Raw genomic sequence first — 16,504 nt, 5'->3', positions numbered from 1 at the left:
TCCGATTTCGACCAGGAGGGCAGGTTCACTACCTGACGAGGGCGTTGTACGGGGTCAGTCTCTCCCTCCGCTTCGCAGGGAGTGCGCCGGGGTCCGACTTGACCGGGTACTGGCGAGTCGTCACCCGCCGTCCGTCTCCCACTTCTGCTGAATGTGGTTCATATTCGTCAGCCACCGGTCCGGGTCGCCGGCCCGCGCCTGGTAGTACCCGGCGACCTCGGGGTGCGGCAGGATCAGGAAACGGTCATCCTCGATGCCCTCGAAGAGTGCGTCCGCGACCGCGTCGGGCTCGATAGCGGTCGGCTGAAGCACAAGATCGCCCGCGCTGCCCGTGTTGGCGAGCATGTCCGTCCGTACGCCCTGAGGGCAGATCGCATGCACCTTGAGACCACGATGGCGGTACGTGAGCGACAGCCACTCGGCGAAGGCGTACGCACCGTGCTTGGTGACGCTGTAGGGCGCGGCGCCGACCATGGTGAGCAGCCCGGCCGCCGAGACCGTCGAGACGAACCGACCACTGCCGCGCTCCAGCCACCCGGGGACCAACTCATGCGCCGCACGCACGTGCGCCATGACATTCACATCCCAGGCCAGGGCCCAGACCTTCTCATCAGCCGCTTCCGTACCCGCGGAAGCGAGCCCCGCGTTGGCGCAGTAGACATCAACCGTGCCACCGAGCACGTCCCGAGCCTCGGCCACGATCGCGGAGGCATCCCCCGCCACCGCAGTACCACCGATCTCCTCGGCAACGGCCCGGGCCTTCACCCCGTCGAGATCATTGACGACAACCCGAGCCCCCTCAGCAGCGAACCGGCGAGCCAACGCCGCCCCGATGCCACCCCCCGCCCCAGTGACGACCACTCCGGCATCCTGCAAGGCTTCCACCCTCGGTCTCCTCACCACGGCTCGACGAGAATCGGCTCAGCACCAACACCGACGCGGCCAGACTAACCGGTCGGTATGTTACGAGGGAAGAGAACGGAACCCTTGCAAGCTGCGACCCCAAGCCACCAGCCACGACGCACCGGCACCGGCACTTGCCCACCGGGCGGGAGGGGACGCACACCGGGCCGTACGCCCCGCCTGCGGAGGGCTGACGCACCGGCCCACGGCCCCGACCCACCACGGACCCCAGGGGCGCGGGGAACGGCGCGCCGAGCCACAGACCACCCGCGCCTTCCCCACAACCTGCGGGAGCAATACCGTGCGCCCCATGCGCCTATCCAGACGAGCTCTCCTCGCAGCGACAACGGCAGCGGCATCACTCACCACGGCCTCCCAGGCCCCTGCCGCCGAGCGCCGCAGGCACCTACGCACAGGATTCGAGAACCTCACCGCAAACGCCTACGCCCAGCTCAGCGGCCAGCGCATCGGCATCGTCACCAACCCCACAGGCATCACCAGAGACGCAAGCCACATCGTGGACGTCATGCACGCCGACGACCGCGTGAACCTGACCGCCGTCTTCGGCCCCGAGCACGGCTTCCGCGGCACCGCCCAGGCAGGCGGCTCGGAAGGCCGGTACGACGACCCGGCAACCGGACTGCCCGTCCACGACACGTACTTGAAGAGCGGCCGCCCGCTGGCCGACATCTTCACGGCCTCCGGCGTCGACACGATTCTCTTCGACATCCAGGACGTGGGCGCACGCTTCTACACGTACATCTGGACCCTGTACGACTGCATGGAGGCGGCGGCACTCGCAGGCAAGCGTTTCGTGGTGCTCGACCGCCCGAACCCGGTGACCGGCCGGGCGGCCCAAGGACCCGTGCTGCACAAGGAGTTCGCGACGTTCGTCGGCCGGCAGCCGATCTCGCAGGCGCACGGCATGACGGTCGCGGAGCTGGCGCGGCTGTTCAACGGCGAGTTCCTGCCCGACCCGGTGCCACTCGACACCGTCCTGATGAGCGGGTGGCGGCGCTCGGAGTTCTACGACGCCTCGGGGCTGCCCTGGGTGCCGCCGAGTCCGAACATGCCGACACCCGACACCGCCCTGGTGTACTCCGGCACGTGTCTCTTCGAGGGCACGAATCTCTCGGAGGGGCGCGGCACGACCCGCCCGTTCGAACTGCTCGGCGCGGAGGGCATCGACCGGCGTTGGGCCTTGGAAGCCAATCAACTCGGGCTGCCCGGTGTGCACTTCAGGGAGGCGTACTTCGCCCCCACCTTCTCCAAGTTCCAGGGCAAGACGATCGGGGGCGTGCAGATCCATGTCCACGATCGGGCGGCCTACGATCCCGTACGCACCGGAATCGCGCTCCTCGTCACGGCCAAGAAGGTCTGGGACGGCTTCAGTTGGCGCTCCGACAACTGGATCGACAAGCTCACAGGCTCCACGCGGGTGCGCACGATGATCGACGCGGGGGCAGGCGCCGACGAGATCGTGGCGGCCTGGCAGGACGAACTGACGGCGTTCCGGCGCTTGCGCCGGGAGTACCTGCTGTACCGCTGACCGCACAGGACGACGCATCAGACAGCGGCGGGGGGGGCGGGGAAACCCCGCCCCCGCCGCCGGAGGGAACCTTCACGCCCCCGGAGGGACCCGTTACCGATGCCTACCGATGCCCGGGGAACTCCACGACCTGCTGATACGTGGGCCGGTTCTGCCACTGGATCGGCCGGTGCTTGATGCCACCCACCGCTCGCTGGACGATGGCGTCCGAGCACCACTGGTCGCCGGCCGAGCAGACGTCGTCGCCCGGGTAGACCTCCTTGGCGGGCTTGGCCGCAGCCTGGCCCAGGCTGCTCAGCAGAGCCGTCCGGCACGCGTCGAGGTTGCCGTCGCCGCAGTAGGTGCGGCCCAGCTTGCCCTCCACCGGGTCACCCAGGACCGTACGGAGGTCCTTGTCGACGTAGCCCCACCAGCCGTACTGGAAGGCCGAGCCCGCGTGCGCGCCGGTCGCGCCGTGGCCGGCGGACGGTGACTCGTCGACCGTGAGCTGCGCGGTCAGCGCGTCCCACAGTTCCTGTCCGAGCCCCGGCTTGAACTCGGCCTCGACGAGCAGCGGCCACCATGCGTCCATGACCCGGATCGCGTCCGCGTGCGCGTACTTCTTGGAGTTCGCGGACGTCTGGTTGCGCTGAGCACCCGCCTTCAGCCATGCCTCCAGCTGGTCGACCGCCTTGGCCTGTGCCGGATCGCTGATCGGCTTGCCGCGCAGGACCTTGAGAAGTTCCGGCAGCACCTGTTCACCACGCAGATCGACGACCGCCGCCTCAGCCATCGCCTTGGTCAGGGACGCCCTGGTGACACCCCCCTTGTCGACGAGCTTCTTCACCCGGTCGTCGAGGAGATCACCACGATGGATCGCGCCCATGCTGAAGTTGGCGGAACTGAAGTCCTTGACCTGCTTGTTGTTCCAGGAGATGTAGTAGTCCTGGTTGACCGACTGCGGATGCTCGGCGGGTGGCGCCAGCGCGGCGGTGTTGTTCTCCGGGTCGAAGTCCCGCCACTCGTACGCCTTCTCGCCCTTCACCGGGAAGGACCCGTCGACGTCCTTCGCGCGCACCGGGTGACTGCCACTCATGTAGTAGGCGGTGTCACGGGAGTCCGCGTAGAACCAGTTGAAGGCGTACGAGATGTTCTGTGCCGCCCTCTGGAAGGACTTCGCGTCCTTCACGTACGAGGGGTCGTTCATCATCTGGAAGCCGATGACGGAGTCGGCCTCGTGGCGGTAGGTGGAGCGCAGTGAGGTGTACGCGTAGGGCTTGCCGTCGATGGTCGCGCGGTGCGTGACGACGCCGTAGTTCGTTCTGAAGACCTGCATCCGGTAGGAGCCGGCGGCTGTGGAGTCGGCGACCGACGGCTTCCAGGCGTTGGTCTTCTCCATCTTCTCCATGGGGGTGCAGACCCCGCGGTAGAGGTACGACGTGGACTGCTTGGTGGGCGTGCCGCCGCCCGGCTCGCACAGCTGAAGGGCGTACGAGTCGGTGATGTCCTGGTGTGACGAGGTGGCCGACCAGGAGTAGTCCTGGCCGCGGCCGAGCTGTACGTACATGCCGACGCCCGCGAAGGACACACCGCGTGCGCTGATGCCCGGGCCCTGGAGTTCCTGCATCATCAGCAACTGCGGGGCGAAGTAGCCGGTCTGGGGACCGAAGACGGCGATCGGATGACCGCCGGCCGTGTGCTTCCCGGAGACCATCAGGGCGTTGGACATGCCCTTCTTGGTCGCGCCGCCGCTGAAGAGGTCCTCGGGGAGGACTCCTTCGTTGAAGGCTCCCTTCAAAGGCTTCAGTTTGCTCGGCGTCTTCACCGAGGTGGTGGTCGCCTGCGCGCCCGACCGGGCGGCGCCCGTGCGGTCGTAGATCAGCTGCTCCTTCTCGACGGAGCCCGGATCCGGCAGGGCGGTGCCCTTCGGGTTCTCGGGCTTCGTCCCGTACGGGAAGCTGCTGCCGTCGTGGAGGGTCAGTACGGTCTCGGGGTCGTTGCGTCCGCGGAACGACTCCCAGACCTTGCTGCCTTCCTCGACACCGTACTTCTGCTGGGCCTCGAGGAGGGAGATCGCGGACTCGACCTCTCCGCCGCCGCCAGTGCCGAAGAGAGCGCCCACGACGGAGGCGAGCGCGATCATGTCGGTCACCTTGAAGGGCTCGATCTCGCCCACGTTGGTGACCGAGTCGATCTTGCCGGTGAGGACGTACTCGCCGGGGAAGTAGCGGCCGTTCTTGGCGGCCACCCGGTAGGCGTTGAGGCCGTCGACATAGGCCTGCGCGTCCTCCATGGCCTGCTTGCCGCGCTCTCCGGAGTTGTTGAGCAGCCAGTCGACCTGCTTCTGGAAGTCGGCCTCCGTGTACGGGGCCTGCGGCCAGAACTGCTGCTCCAGGCCCTGGTTGGACGCCGCGCCCCCCGCGAACGGGGTCAACTCGCCGCGCCCGATGTGCCGGAAGAGGTCGATGAGCCACATCCGGTCCTGGCCGGCCGCGTAGCCCGCGCCGAACTCGGTGCCGTAGCGCGTGCTGCCCTTGATGTGGGGGATGCCGTACTTCTTGTCGCGCGTAATCGTCACGTCGTCACGGGGTTTGGTGACGGAGGCGACCTGGTCGGAGGCGACTCCGAAGGAGGCGTCGGCGTAGAAATTCTTGAGGGTGTCGTTGGTCAGGGACGGGTACCCGGACGACAGCGCGTCGTACGGGCCGAGTTGATCGTCCGCGTGCGACGGCTGCGTACCGAAAAGCTGATTGCCGAGGATCTCGGCGAGCGTGGCACTGCCGTTGGTACCCGGCGGCAGGATGTCCGCGCACTGCCCCTCGCAGTAGTCGGTCGCCTTCGGCTCCGGATCGGCGGCAGCCGACTGTTGCAGCGGTGACAGCAGGCCGACAGTGAGAACGAACACTGATGCGGCCTTCAGGAACCCCGCGATTCTGCGGGGAGTTCTCAGGCCGTGGGGGGTGGTGCGTGGGGTGCGCCGTCGCATTAGTGCTCCTCCCGACATTGATGCGCTGGAGGTTACCGCCGGTAGCTCAGAAGTTGAAGATGAGCAGGAGTCACCTTTTGACTTCGCAGCGACTGGGCGGCTGAGGGGCATTGGCTGAAAGGAGTCCGGTATGCGGCTGAAATGCCGCTCCTCAGAGGGCCGATGGCGGTCATCGGAAATCGGATGGAGCCGAATCGGCTGTCGATACGTCTATTCGGCAACGTTCGTACGACGACGCCGAAGTGACCGAAGTTCAGGTGCAGGTGTGACGGAGGTGCAGGGCGATGGCCGGTTTCCGGAGTCTGGCGAGACAGGTGCGCGATCCGAGGTGCGATCTGGCACTGCGGCGCTATTCACTGCGCAAGTGCCTTGAAAGGTTTGCCCCTTACGGACATCGGGCCACCTGGGACCATTTGTCCTCCCGGGCCGGGTTCGGTCCCGAGGACCGCTCCCCCGATCCGGCCCGGCTGGTGGCCGCGCTCGACGAACTCGAAGAGGCGCGCTCGGTGTGGCTCGCCTATGAGGGCGCGTTCGCCGAGCGCCGCAGGAAGGAGAAGCACGACGGGCTTCGCAGGCCGGGCAGTGTCGACGACTGGCACCGGCTGACCTGGGGCGGTTGCGGCGTCGCATGGTGCGACGACCCCCGGGTCCACCCCCATGAGCCCCTGGCGGAAGTACTGCGCCGGCTCATCGCGGCCCTGGAGCGCGAGCCCGGCTCAGTCTGCCCGGTGTGCACGGGCGACCGCCTCACCTGGAAGTACGACCTGGCCCATGAACCGTCCTCGGGCCCGGTCTGCACGGACTGCGGGATCGTGGTCCCGCGTCCCGTTCTGACGCCTGAGGCCCTGGCGGAGTCCAGGCGGGGGCGGTTGTTGGTGTCGGTGTGAGCACGACGGGGGTGCGCCGCCGTGGAGCCGCACCCCCTGCAACTGAATCCTCGTGCACGTGACGGCTCGTGCGGGTGAGGTCTACGGCCGTACGACGTCTGTGTGAATCGCGAGCTTGAACTCGGCGAGGAACATCGGCACGGCGACCTTCGTGTCGCCGGTTCCGCGCGCGGACACCTTCAGGCCGAGCGGCGTTCCCCGGTGGACGAACATCTGCCAGACGTAGGTGCGGTACTGGCCGCCGCGGGTGGCCTGGATGTCGGTGGTGGCGGTCGAGTTGTAGCCCGTCGTGGCGTTCAGCGGGTCGCGGACGAAGCGCGCCCGGTACTCGTGAGCGCGGGCGTCCGGCTGCCAGAACACCATCGCGGACAGCACGCCCCAGCCTTCGTGGCTGGGCCAGATCAGTGCTGAGCGCGGGTCGGGAAACTTCGATGCGGTGTCTCCGCCGTGCGCCGGGTCGTGCATGTTCCATGGGTCGTACTGCTCCTCGCCGGTCACGTACGGGAAGCGCACTAAGTGGTAGCCGTCCGGGTCGTATGTGATCCTCTGGGGCCCCGAGTGGGCGACTTGCCACATCAGGGAACAGATGGCGACGCTCATGGGCGCTCTCCACTTCGTTCAGTGGGGTTGTTGTCAGGGGCACCTGGCACCATTGCCTCCGGCTGTTGGGCGGGTGAGTTCGTTGTCGGGTGCGGGCCGTCTGTGGCTGGTCGCGCCCCGCGGCGGAGCCGCTGATGTCACAGCCTCGCGCCCCTGGGGTGGTCGGTGGGTCGGGGCCGTGGGCCGGTGCGTCAGCCCGTCGCTGGGTGGGCATACGGCCCTCCGGCATCCACAGGGCGACAGGTGACCTGAGACAGAACCTACGCGACCGGCATACGACGCACCGGCCCACGTCCCCTCCCGCCGGTGGGAGACTGCGGGTAGTTGCGGGTTCGGGCTTGTTCAGGGCGCCGACTCTCGTGGGGCGCGGAAGGCGCAGGCTTTCGCTTTTCTGGGGGCGCGGGGCTGTGACATATGCGGCTCCGCCGCGGAGAGCGACCAGCCACGACGAACCCGCACTCGCCTGCGAACCGAATCCACCATCCCGGTAGGCGCCCAGCCGGAGGCAGGGGGCCTGGGCACGGCCCTACCATGTGCGCCATGGCCCGCCCCCGTAAGCCCCTCCTCAGCACCGACCGCATCGTTGTGGCGGCGCGAGGGCTCGTGGATGCGGAGGGGCTGGCCGCCGTCTCCACGCGTCGGCTTGCTGCTGAGCTGGGGGTGAGTGGGCCCTCGCTCTACAACCACTTTCGTACGAAGGACCAGATTCTGGAGGCGGTCGCCGACTCGGTGAGCGCGCAGGTCGATCTGTCGATGTTCGAGGATGGGCGGGACTGGCGGACCGCGCTGCACGACTGGGCCGTCTCCTATCGGGCGGCACTGCGCGACCACCCGAACATCGTGCCCGTCCTCGCGCGCGGTCCCGGCCGTCGGCCGGCCGGTCTCCGCCTGGCGGACGCGGTCTTCGGTGCGATGGTCCAGGCGGGGTGGCCGCCTGCGCAGGCCACGTCCATCGGGGCGCTGATGCGGTACTTCGTCATGGGCTCCGCGCTCGGCTCCTTCGCCGGGGGCTTCGTGGACGACGAGAGCGCGTACGCCCCCGCCGGCTATCCCCACCTCGGGCAGGCCCATCTCCTCGCCGAGCAGCAGGAGAAGATCGACGAGCGGGCCTTCGAAACGGGGCTCACTGCGTTGCTGGACGGGCTGACGCGGCAGTACGAGCAGGTGCAGAGGACTGCGTAGCGACACTTCGGTGGGCGCCGAAGTGTCCGTGCCGGATGCTGGAAGGCATGAGCACGAGGGACCCACAGGCGCCGGGGCTGGCACGTTTCGCCGGGCTGATCGCCGACGAGACGCGTGCCGCGTGTCTGCTCGCCCTGCTCGACGGGCGGGCGTGGACCGCGGGTGAGCTGGCGCGGCACGCAGGTGTCGCCGCGTCCACGCTGAGCGAACACCTCGGCAAGCTCGTCGCGGGCGGGCTGCTCACCGAGGAACGGCAGGGCCGGCACCGGTATGTACGACTGGCCGACGCGCGGGTCGCCCAGCTCGTGGAGGACCTCGCAGCGCAGGTCGCGCCGGGCAGCGAGAGACCACGCGGTCTGCGGGAGGCCGGCGCCGGCTCCGCGATGGCGCGCGGACGTACCTGTTACGACCACCTCGCCGGGCGCCTGGGCATCGCCATCACCGACGCCCTGACCGGGCTCCGACTGCTGCGGCGGGATACGGGGTTCGCGCTCACGGACGACGGGCTGGCCTGGTTCGACGAGCAGGGCATTCCCCTCGTACGCACCGGTCGGCGGCCCCTCGCCCGGGCCTGTCTCGACTGGACCGAACGGCGTCCGCACCTCGCCGGCGTCGCGGGCGCCGCCCTGTGCCGGCATGCGCTGGACGCGGGCTGGTGCTTGCGTATCGGCTCGGTACGGGCCGTGAGGGTCACGGAAAAGGGCGAGCGGGCCTTCGCGGAGGTGCTGGGGATCGAGCCCGCGACGCTCCACTGACTCCCGTCTCCCCTTGTTCGCTCAGCACCCCGACGTCCCGTCATAAATTCGCGAGCCCTTCTGCCCCTCCCCACCTAACCTCTGGAGCGTGATGAAACCTCCCCTGTCCGCCCGTCGTACGGACCTGCTGGCCGCCGGTGCGGCCGCGGTGACCGTTGTGTTGTGGGCGTCCGCGTTCGTGTCGATCCGCAGTGCGGGAGCCGCGTACTCGCCCGGGGCCTTGGCGCTCGGGCGGCTCGTGGCCGGGGCGCTGGTGCTCGGGGTCATCTGTCTGGTACGCGGGGAGGGGCTGCCGCCGCGTGCCGCCTGGCCGGGGATCGTGGTCTCCGGGCTGCTCTGGTTCGGGCTCTACATGGTGGTGCTCAATTGGGGTGAGCAGAAGGTCGACGCCGGCACGGCCGCTCTGGTGGTGAACGTCGGGCCGCTGGTCATGGCTCTGCTCGCGGGGTGGCTGCTGAAGGAGGGGCTGCCGCCGCGGCTGCTGGCGGGGATGGCGGTGTCGTTCGCGGGCGCGGCGGTGGTCGGTCTGTCGATGTCGGGCGAGGGCAGCGCGTCGGTGCTCGGAGTCCTGCTCTGTCTGCTCGCGGCGGTGGCGTACGCGGGCGGGGTCGTCGCCCAGAAGCCCGCCCTGCGGCACGGTTCGGTACTCCAGGTGACGACGTACGGCTGTGTGATCGGCGCGGTGGCCTGTCTGCCGTTCGCCGGTCAGCTGGTGTCCGAGGCCGGTGACGCCCCGCTGTCCGCGACGCTCAACATGCTGTATCTGGGCGTCTTCCCGACCGCTCTCGCGTTCACGACCTGGGCGTTCGCGCTGGCTCGAACGACGGCCGGGAGGATGGGCGCGACGACGTACGCGGTGCCCGCCCTGGTGGTGCTGATGTCGTGGCTGGCGCTCGACGAGGTGCCGGGCTGGATCACCCTCGTCGGCGGGCTGGTGTGCCTGGCGGGCGTCGCCGTGTCGCGGTCCCGGCCACGGGCCGCCCGGGTCGCGGCCCCGGGAGCGGTTCCGGAGCCACGACCCGAGCGGGCCCCGGACTCAGCCCTCTGAGCCCTCTGACTTGGCCGAGGCCGAACGCGCCCTGTCCGCAAGGACCTTGATGGACATGAGCGCGATCACGGCGAGCCCGATGATGTACGCGGACACCGACATCGACGTGTCCGTGGCCTCCAGCAGGAGGACCATCACGAAGGGTGCGAGTCCGCCGCCGAAGACGGCCGCGATCTGGTAGCCGAGCGAGGCGCCCGTGTAGCGCATCTCGGGTGTGAACAGCTCGGCGAACAGGGCGGCTTGAGGCCCGTACATGATGCTGAGGAAGCAACTGGCGACGAATGTGCCGACGGCCAGCCACAGCAGCGAACCCGTGTCGATCAGCAGGAACATCGGTACGGCCCACAGGGCGATGCCGACCGCGCCGAGCCCGTAGATCCGGATGCGGCCGACGCGGTCGGAGAGCGCGGCCGAGGCGGGGATCAGGACGAGCTGGGTGAGGCTGACGCAGAGTGAGACGGTGAGGACGGCGCTGCGTTCCATGGCCAGTTCGCGGGTCGTGTAGTCGAGGACGCCGGTGATGAGGATGTAGAAGGTGGCGGTGTTCACGGCGAACGAGCCACCCGCGAGGAGCACCGTGCCGAGGTGGCCGCGCAGGATCGTGCGCAGCGGTGAGCTCTTCTCGTCCTTCTCCTTCTCGGCCAGGGCCCGTTCGGCCTGGCGGAACTCCGGGGTTTCCTCGACGCGTGTGTGGATGTACCAGGCGAGCCCGAGGACGAGCAGCCCGACCAGGAACGGCACCCGCCAGCCCCAGGCGGCGAACGCGCTCTCGCTGGTGAGGGCGCCGGCGAGCAGGAAGACGGAGTTGGCGGTCACCACACCGATGGGGACGCCGAGTTGGACGACACTGCCGTAAACGCCGCGCTTGCCCTCGGGGGCGTACTCCGTGGCGAGCAGCATCGCGCCGCCCCACTGCGCGCCGATCGCGATGCCCTGCATCACGCGCAGGACGACGAGGAGGACGGGGGCGGCGATGCCGATCGTGGCGTACGTGGGGAGGAGGCCGATGCCCGTGGTGGCCACGCCCATCAGGGTCAGGGCCAGGACGAGCATGGGTTTGCGGCCTCTTTTGTCGCCGAGGTGGCCCGCGATGACTCCGCCGAGCGGACGGGCGAGGAAGCCCACGGCGAAGGTGGCGAACGAGGCGAGGACTCCTGCGGAGGAGCTGCCCGCGGGGAAGTAGAGGTCTCCGAGGACGAGGGCTGCGGCGATCCCGAAGACGAAGTAGTCGTACCACTCGACGGCGGAAGCGAGGGCGGCGGCGGTCGCCACCTTGCGGCGGTGTCTGGTGTCGGGGCTGGTGGTCGCGCTGGGGAGCGCGGAAGGTGCGGTGTCCATGGCGTGCACACTCCGGTGGGTGCGGGGACGTTCGGGGGAACATACTGACCGGACGGTATGTAGGTCAACGGTCGTGTACGCATGGGTCTGACACAGGAGTCTTCTGAGTATCCGGCTGAGATCCGGCTGAGTATCCCGGCGGATGTGGTCCCGGCCACAGTCGCAGACCCTTGTCCGCATGAGTGAGACACCTGTCAAGCAGCAGAACACCGCCGCCTTCTACGGCCAGGCGGTCGCTTCGTTCGGCGTCGCCATGGTCGCGACCGCCGTCGGCATCTTCCGGCTCGAGGCCGACGCATGGGTGCGCGCCTTCCTGGCCATCGCCGTCCTGTATCTCGTCACCTCGGCCTTCACGCTGGCCAAGGTGATCCGAGACCGGCAGGAGGCCGGGCAGATCGTCAGCCGGGTCGACCAGGCCCGCCTGGAGAAACTGCTCGCGGAGCACGACCCCTTCGAGAAGCTGTGATGGCTGCCGGTCGCTCGATCCGTGCGCCCCGCGGGCAGCACGCACGCTAAGCGCTCGCTCAGGCTGCGAGGTATCGTGGTTCGTCCGGCCAGTGAAGACCTGCCAGTGAAGAACTGACAGCCGAGAAGGGGCGAACAGCGATGAGTACGGCGGAGGAGACGGCCGGCGGCGAGATGCCGCCCTGGGCCGAGGTCACCCCGGACGCGGCGCGGCGGCTGCTCGTCGCCGCGGTGGAGGCCTTCGCCGAGCGCGGTTACCACGCGACGACGACCCGGGACATCGCGGGCCGCGCCGGTATGAGCCCGGCCGCGCTCTACATCCACTACAAGACCAAGGAAGAGCTGCTCCACCGGATCAGCAGGATCGGCCACGAGAAGGCCCTCGACATCCTGCGGACGGCCGCTCAGGGTGAGGGCAGCGCGACCGAGCGGCTCGCGGACGCCGTGAGCTCCTTCGTGCGCTGGCACGCCGGGGGGCGCACCACCGCGCGGGTCGTGCAGTACGAACTGGAATCGCTCGGCCCTGCCGCCCGTGCCGAGATCATCGCACTGCGCCGCCAGGTCGACGCCGAGGTGCGCGGGATCATCGAGGACGGCGTCGCGAGCGGCGAGTTCGATGTGCCCGACGTGCCCGGCACCACGCTCGCCGTGCTCTCGCTGTGCATCGACGTCGCCCGCTGGTTCAACCTGAACGGCCCTCGGACGCCGGACGAGGTCGGCGCGCTGTACGCCGACCTCGTGCTGCGGATGGTGGGGGCAGGCAAGTAGCTCCGGCCGTCTGCAGCCTCGTACGCCCTGAAGTGCCTAGAAGTAGTAGCGCGACACCGACTCCGCCACGCACACCGGCTTGTCGCCGCCCTCGCGTTCCACGGTCACCGCGGCCGTGACCTGGACTCCGCCGCCCGCCTCCGCGACCTCCTTGAGCACCGCCGTGGCGCGCAGGCGCGAGCCCACGGGGACGGGGGACGGGAAGCGCACCTTGTTGGTTCCGTAGTTGACGCCCATCTTCATGCCCTCGACGCGCATGACCTGCGGGACGAGCGCGGGCAGCAGCGACAGCGTCAGATAGCCGTGCGCGATGGTCGTACCGAACGGCCCGGTGGCGGCCTTCTCGGGGTCCACGTGGATCCACTGGTGGTCGCCGGTGGCGTCCGCGAACAGGTCGATCCGCTTCTGGTCGACCTCCAGCCAGTCGCTGTACCCCAACTGCTCGCCCACCGCCGCCTTCAGTTCGTCGGCGGACGTGAAGATCTTCGGCTCTGCCATGTGTCCTGGCCTCCCGTGCTGCTCCGTACTGCATCCCTAAGCGACTGCTTAGCATCGTCGGGTCCGGAGCCCGTGTCAACGGACCGGGAGCGTAGGTAACCGGGCTGTGACGAGTGGGTAGGCTTCGAGGGATGCCCCAGATTTCAGAGAAGATCCACGAACTCACGGTGGGCCAACTGTCGGCCCGCAGCGGCGCCGCCGTGTCCGCCCTGCACTTCTACGAGTCCAAGGGCCTCATCGGCAGCCGCCGCACCGCGGGCAACCAGCGCCGCTACTCCCGTGACACGCTGCGCCGCGTCGCCTTCGTACGGGCCGCGCAGCGCGTCGGCATTCCGCTGGCCACGATCCGCGACGCACTCGCCGAGCTCCCCGAGGGGCGCACACCGACGCGGGAGGACTGGGCCCACCTGTCGGAGACCTGGCGTTCCGAACTCGACGAGCGCATCAAGCAGTTGAGCCGTCTGCGCGACCATCTCACGGACTGCATCGGCTGCGGCTGCCTGTCCCTGGAGACCTGCGTGCTCTCCAACCCGGACGACGTGTTCGGTGAGAAGCAGAGCGGTTCGCGGCTCATGGTGGAGCGTCGCCCCGCCGCGAAGCAGCAGCGTGAGCACTGCGGGAAGCAGCAACAGGAGAGGGAGCCCGAGGGCAGCTGCTGAAGTGGCGGCCGGGCGCCGGCCCCCGGGCCTTGGGGGTCAGCGGCTCTCGCGTTGCGGCGGCGCCGAGGACGTACACCCCGCCTTCTCCCCAGGTTCGCCCTCGACGCCCGGACGACCCTGCCGCAGCCCCAGCCCCGACGCGATCACCAGCAGCGCGCCGAGCATCACGAACGGCGCCGCCACCCCCGCGACTCCCGCCACCAGCCCCGCCGCGGCCGGTGCCGCGACCTGGCCCAGGCGATTGCCGGTCAGGCGCAGGGCGAGAGCGGTGGAGCGGGCGTCAGGTGGGGCGGCCTGGACGACCGTGGTCATGGAGAGGGGCTGGCCGACGCCCAGGCAGAAACCGAGTGCCGCGAGGATCACAGCAAGCGCCCAGACCGGGACCGGCACTGCGATGCCCGCACACAGGGCGGCTGCCAGCAGGCAGGTCGAGGTGAGCAGGGCGGCCCGGCCGAGCAGACGCAGCATCGGCGTGATCACCAGGCGGCATGCGATCGTCGCCGCCGCCCGCAGGCTCAGCAGCAGGCCGATGACGGACGGCGGGATGCCGCGGTGCTCGCCGACCACCGGCAGGTACGCGGTGAGGATGTCCGTCGCCGAGAGCACGGCGAGGCTGATGAAGATGCCCGCGGGTACGCCCCGGCTGCGCAGGATGCGGTGTACCGGGACGCGTTCCCCTTGGGGCGTACGGGACTGGGCGGACGTACGGTGCTCGATGCGCCACAGTGACGTGAACGCGACCGCGGCTCCGGCGCCCGCGACGAGCAGCGCCAGCGCGCTGGTGCCCGCCATGTCGGGGCTGCCGATCAGGGCGCCCGCGGCGATCGGTCCGACCAGCTGGCCGAGGGAGGCGCCGATGGTGAAGTGGCCGAAGTTGCGGTCCTGTTCGTGCGGGGCGGACTGGCGGGCCACGATCGACTGGGCGCCGATCACGAAGCAGAGGTGACCGAGGCCCATCACTCCGCTCCACGCCGCCATCGCGAGCAGGGAGTTCGCGATACCGCTGAGGGCGCAGCCGCCGGCGATCAGTACGACGCCGATGGGCAGCAGGGGCGCGCACCGGCCCTGGTCGGTCCTGCGGCCCAGGGGCACGGCGACGAACAGCGGCAGAAGCGCGTACACGCCCGCGATCACACCGACCGCACGCTCGTCCGCACCCAGCGCGAGGGCCCGGTAGGAGACGGCGGGCCGGGCCATCGACACCGCCCCCTGCGCGAAGCTGAAGGCGATGACGAGGCGGAGCAGCCAGCCGCGGTTCCCACCGGGCCTCACGTTGTCCTCCTCAAGAAGGGTTCACGGACTCCAGAAACAGATCACCGGCACGGATCAGATGATGCCGAACAGGATCCCCGCACCGAGTACCACGAGGGACGTCAGTGCAGCCCACTTGACCACGAACTTGGTGTGGTCGCCGAACTCCACCTTCGCCATACCCACGAGGACGTATACGGCCGGGACCAGCGGGCTGGACATGTGCAGCGGCTGGCCGACGAGCGAGGCCCGGGCGATCTCCAGGGGCGATACTCCGTGCGCGGCGCCGGCCTCGGCGAGCACCGGCAGGACTCCGAAGTAGAAGCCGTCGTTCGACATGAAGTACGTGAGCGGCAGGCTCAGGAAGCCGGTGACGATCGCCATGTGCGGGCCCATGCCCTCGGGGATGCTGTCGACGAGCCACTTCGCCATGGAGTCGACCATGCCGGTGCCCTGGAGGACGCCTGTAAAGACGGCGGCGGCGAAGACCATCCCGGAGACGTTGAGCACGTTCTCGGCGTGGGCGCCGAGGCGGGCCTTCTGGTCGGGCATGTGCGGGAAGTTCACGGTCAGGGCGAGCGCGGCACCCAGGATGAACAGGACCGGAATCGGCAGCCACTCCATGATCATCGCGGTGAGGAGGGCCACCGTGAGCAGCGCGTTGAACCAGTACAGCTTGGGGCGCAGCGTCGGGCGGTTGGGGTCCAGGCCCTGGAGGCGTACGTCGTCCTCGTCGTCGTCGGCCGCGTCGTCGGAGGCGTCCGTGCCGGAGCCCGCGCCGCCCGTGGCCTTGGGGGTACGACCCTTCGCGTCACCGGAGCCGCCGGAGGCACCAGCGCCGGCGCCGACCAGCACCGTCTCTGTCACCGTCTCGGTCTCGGTCTCGGTCTCCTGCTTCTTCTCCTCCTCCAGCACCTCCACGAGGCTCAGCACGCCGAGCCGCTTGCGCTCGCGGCGGCCGAGGACGTACGAGAGCGCGAAGACGAAGAGCAGGCCGACGCCGAGTGCCGGGATCATCGGGACGAAGATGTCGCCGGCGTCGAGCTTGAGAGCGGTGGCGGCGCGGGCGGTGGGGCCGCCCCAGGGGAGGGTGTTCATGACGCCGTTGGCGGTGGCGGCGACGCCGGTCATCACGACCAGGCTCATCTTGAGGCGCTTGTACAGCGGGTACATCGCCGAGACCGTGATCATGAAGGTGGTCGAGCCGTCGCCGTCGAGCGAGACGATCGCGGCGAGGAGGGCCGTACCGACAACGATCCGCAGCGGGTCGGCCTTGCAGAACTTGAGGATGCCCCGAACGATCGGGTCGAAGAGGCCGACGTCGATCATGACGCCGAAGTAGACGATGGCGAACATCAGCATCGCGGCGGTGGGCGCGAGTTGACCCACCCCCTCGATGACGTAGTCGCCGAGCTTGGCTCCCTTTCCGACGAATACGCAGAAGAGTGCGGGGATCAGCACGAGCGCCGCGATCGGCGACATCTTCTTCATCATGATCAGGACCAGGAAGGTCGCGATCATGGCGAAGCCGAGGATGGTCAGCATGAGTGGATACCTAACGTTCGCCTTTGAACAGCCACCAGGGCCGGCGGTTCGAGTGACGTTAGGGCGGGCCCACAAGGGTTAACAAGATGTT

Annotated in this window: 15 protein-coding genes; 8 read left to right on the top strand and 7 right to left on the bottom strand. The window is 69.1% G+C overall.

The window, feature by feature from the left end; all coding sequences use genetic code 11:
* Positions 1–120: 120 nt before the first annotated feature.
* Positions 121–885: an SDR family oxidoreductase gene (locus tag ACFYO0_RS16600; RefSeq protein WP_388675775.1), complete on the bottom strand. Its 765-nt coding sequence runs from the start codon at positions 883–885 to the stop codon at positions 121–123.
* Positions 886–1,213: 328 nt separating this feature from the next.
* Here ACFYO0_RS16600 and ACFYO0_RS16595 point away from each other — a divergent pair, with 328 nt between their 5' ends.
* A complete protein-coding gene (locus ACFYO0_RS16595) occupies positions 1,214–2,452 on the top strand; it encodes an exo-beta-N-acetylmuramidase NamZ domain-containing protein (protein ID WP_388675773.1) in 1,239 nt (412 codons plus the stop codon).
* A 103-nt stretch (positions 2,453–2,555) separates the two neighbouring features.
* On the opposite strand, the gene ACFYO0_RS16590 is transcribed toward ACFYO0_RS16595, so the two are convergent.
* Positions 2,556–5,417: a penicillin acylase family protein gene (locus ACFYO0_RS16590; protein WP_388675770.1), complete on the bottom strand. Its 2,862-nt coding sequence runs from the start codon at positions 5,415–5,417 to the stop codon at positions 2,556–2,558.
* A gap of 284 nt (positions 5,418–5,701) precedes the next feature.
* On the opposite strand from ACFYO0_RS16590, the gene ACFYO0_RS16585 reads away from it, so the two are divergent.
* Positions 5,702–6,304, top strand: a complete 603-nt coding sequence (locus ACFYO0_RS16585) for a hypothetical protein (protein WP_388675768.1) — start codon at positions 5,702–5,704, stop codon at positions 6,302–6,304.
* A gap of 81 nt (positions 6,305–6,385) precedes the next feature.
* Here ACFYO0_RS16585 and ACFYO0_RS16580 read toward each other — a convergent pair whose 3' ends face one another.
* Complete coding sequence (locus ACFYO0_RS16580) at positions 6,386–6,904, bottom strand: hypothetical protein (protein WP_388675765.1); 519 nt, start codon at positions 6,902–6,904, stop codon at positions 6,386–6,388.
* 540 nt (positions 6,905–7,444) lie between these two features.
* On the opposite strand from ACFYO0_RS16580, the gene ACFYO0_RS16575 reads away from it, so the two are divergent.
* The 3 genes from ACFYO0_RS16575 to ACFYO0_RS16565 all read left to right on the top strand — a co-directional run bounded on the left by ACFYO0_RS16575 (position 7,445) and on the right by ACFYO0_RS16565 (position 9,889).
* Positions 7,445–8,086, top strand: coding sequence for a TetR/AcrR family transcriptional regulator (locus tag ACFYO0_RS16575; protein WP_388675762.1), 642 nt, complete (start codon positions 7,445–7,447; stop codon positions 8,084–8,086).
* Positions 8,087–8,121: 35 nt separating this feature from the next.
* On the top strand, positions 8,122–8,841 hold the full coding sequence (locus ACFYO0_RS16570; protein ID WP_388675759.1) for an ArsR/SmtB family transcription factor: 720 nt from the start codon (positions 8,122–8,124) through the stop codon (positions 8,839–8,841).
* Positions 8,842–8,932: 91 nt separating this feature from the next.
* Positions 8,933–9,889 carry a DMT family transporter gene (locus tag ACFYO0_RS16565; RefSeq protein ID WP_386344610.1) on the top strand — a complete coding sequence of 319 codons (957 nt, stop codon included), beginning with the start codon at positions 8,933–8,935 and terminating at the stop codon, positions 9,887–9,889.
* Here ACFYO0_RS16565 and ACFYO0_RS16560 read toward each other — a convergent pair.
* Entirely contained in the window at positions 9,878–11,227 is a 1,350-nt protein-coding gene (locus tag ACFYO0_RS16560) for an MFS transporter (RefSeq protein WP_388675757.1), read from the bottom strand. The genes ACFYO0_RS16565 and ACFYO0_RS16560 overlap by 12 nt on opposite strands.
* Before the next feature lie 178 nt (positions 11,228–11,405).
* Between ACFYO0_RS16560 and ACFYO0_RS16555 the strand changes: the two genes are divergently transcribed.
* Complete coding sequence (locus ACFYO0_RS16555; RefSeq protein WP_388675755.1) at positions 11,406–11,693, top strand: YiaA/YiaB family inner membrane protein; 288 nt, start codon at positions 11,406–11,408, stop codon at positions 11,691–11,693.
* 140 nt (positions 11,694–11,833) lie between these two features.
* Positions 11,834–12,460: a TetR/AcrR family transcriptional regulator gene (locus ACFYO0_RS16550; RefSeq protein ID WP_388675752.1), complete on the top strand. Its 627-nt coding sequence runs from the start codon at positions 11,834–11,836 to the stop codon at positions 12,458–12,460.
* 36 nt (positions 12,461–12,496) lie between these two features.
* On the opposite strand, the gene ACFYO0_RS16545 is transcribed toward ACFYO0_RS16550, so the two are convergent.
* Positions 12,497–12,958: a MaoC family dehydratase gene (locus ACFYO0_RS16545; RefSeq protein ID WP_388675749.1), complete on the bottom strand. Its 462-nt coding sequence runs from the start codon at positions 12,956–12,958 to the stop codon at positions 12,497–12,499.
* Between the two features lie 131 nt (positions 12,959–13,089).
* On the opposite strand from ACFYO0_RS16545, the gene soxR reads away from it, so the two are divergent.
* A complete protein-coding gene (soxR, locus tag ACFYO0_RS16540) occupies positions 13,090–13,617 on the top strand; it encodes a redox-sensitive transcriptional activator SoxR (protein ID WP_388675747.1) in 528 nt (175 codons plus the stop codon).
* Positions 13,618–13,653: 36 nt separating this feature from the next.
* Here soxR and ACFYO0_RS16535 read toward each other — a convergent pair whose 3' ends face one another.
* Both ACFYO0_RS16535 and ACFYO0_RS16530 read right to left on the bottom strand, forming a co-directional pair.
* Positions 13,654–14,889: an MFS transporter gene (locus tag ACFYO0_RS16535; protein WP_388675745.1), complete on the bottom strand. Its 1,236-nt coding sequence runs from the start codon at positions 14,887–14,889 to the stop codon at positions 13,654–13,656.
* A 54-nt stretch (positions 14,890–14,943) separates the two neighbouring features.
* Positions 14,944–16,413: a CitMHS family transporter gene (locus tag ACFYO0_RS16530; RefSeq protein ID WP_388675743.1), complete on the bottom strand. Its 1,470-nt coding sequence runs from the start codon at positions 16,411–16,413 to the stop codon at positions 14,944–14,946.
* Between the last annotated feature and the right edge of the window lie 91 nt (positions 16,414–16,504).

It is taken from the genome of Streptomyces sp. NPDC006365 (assembly GCF_042870755.1).
Classification (GTDB): domain Bacteria; phylum Actinomycetota; class Actinomycetes; order Streptomycetales; family Streptomycetaceae; genus Streptomyces; species Streptomyces xiangluensis.
The sequence above is the reverse complement of the archived record's forward strand: the minus strand, read 5'-3'. Positions and strand labels throughout refer to the sequence as shown.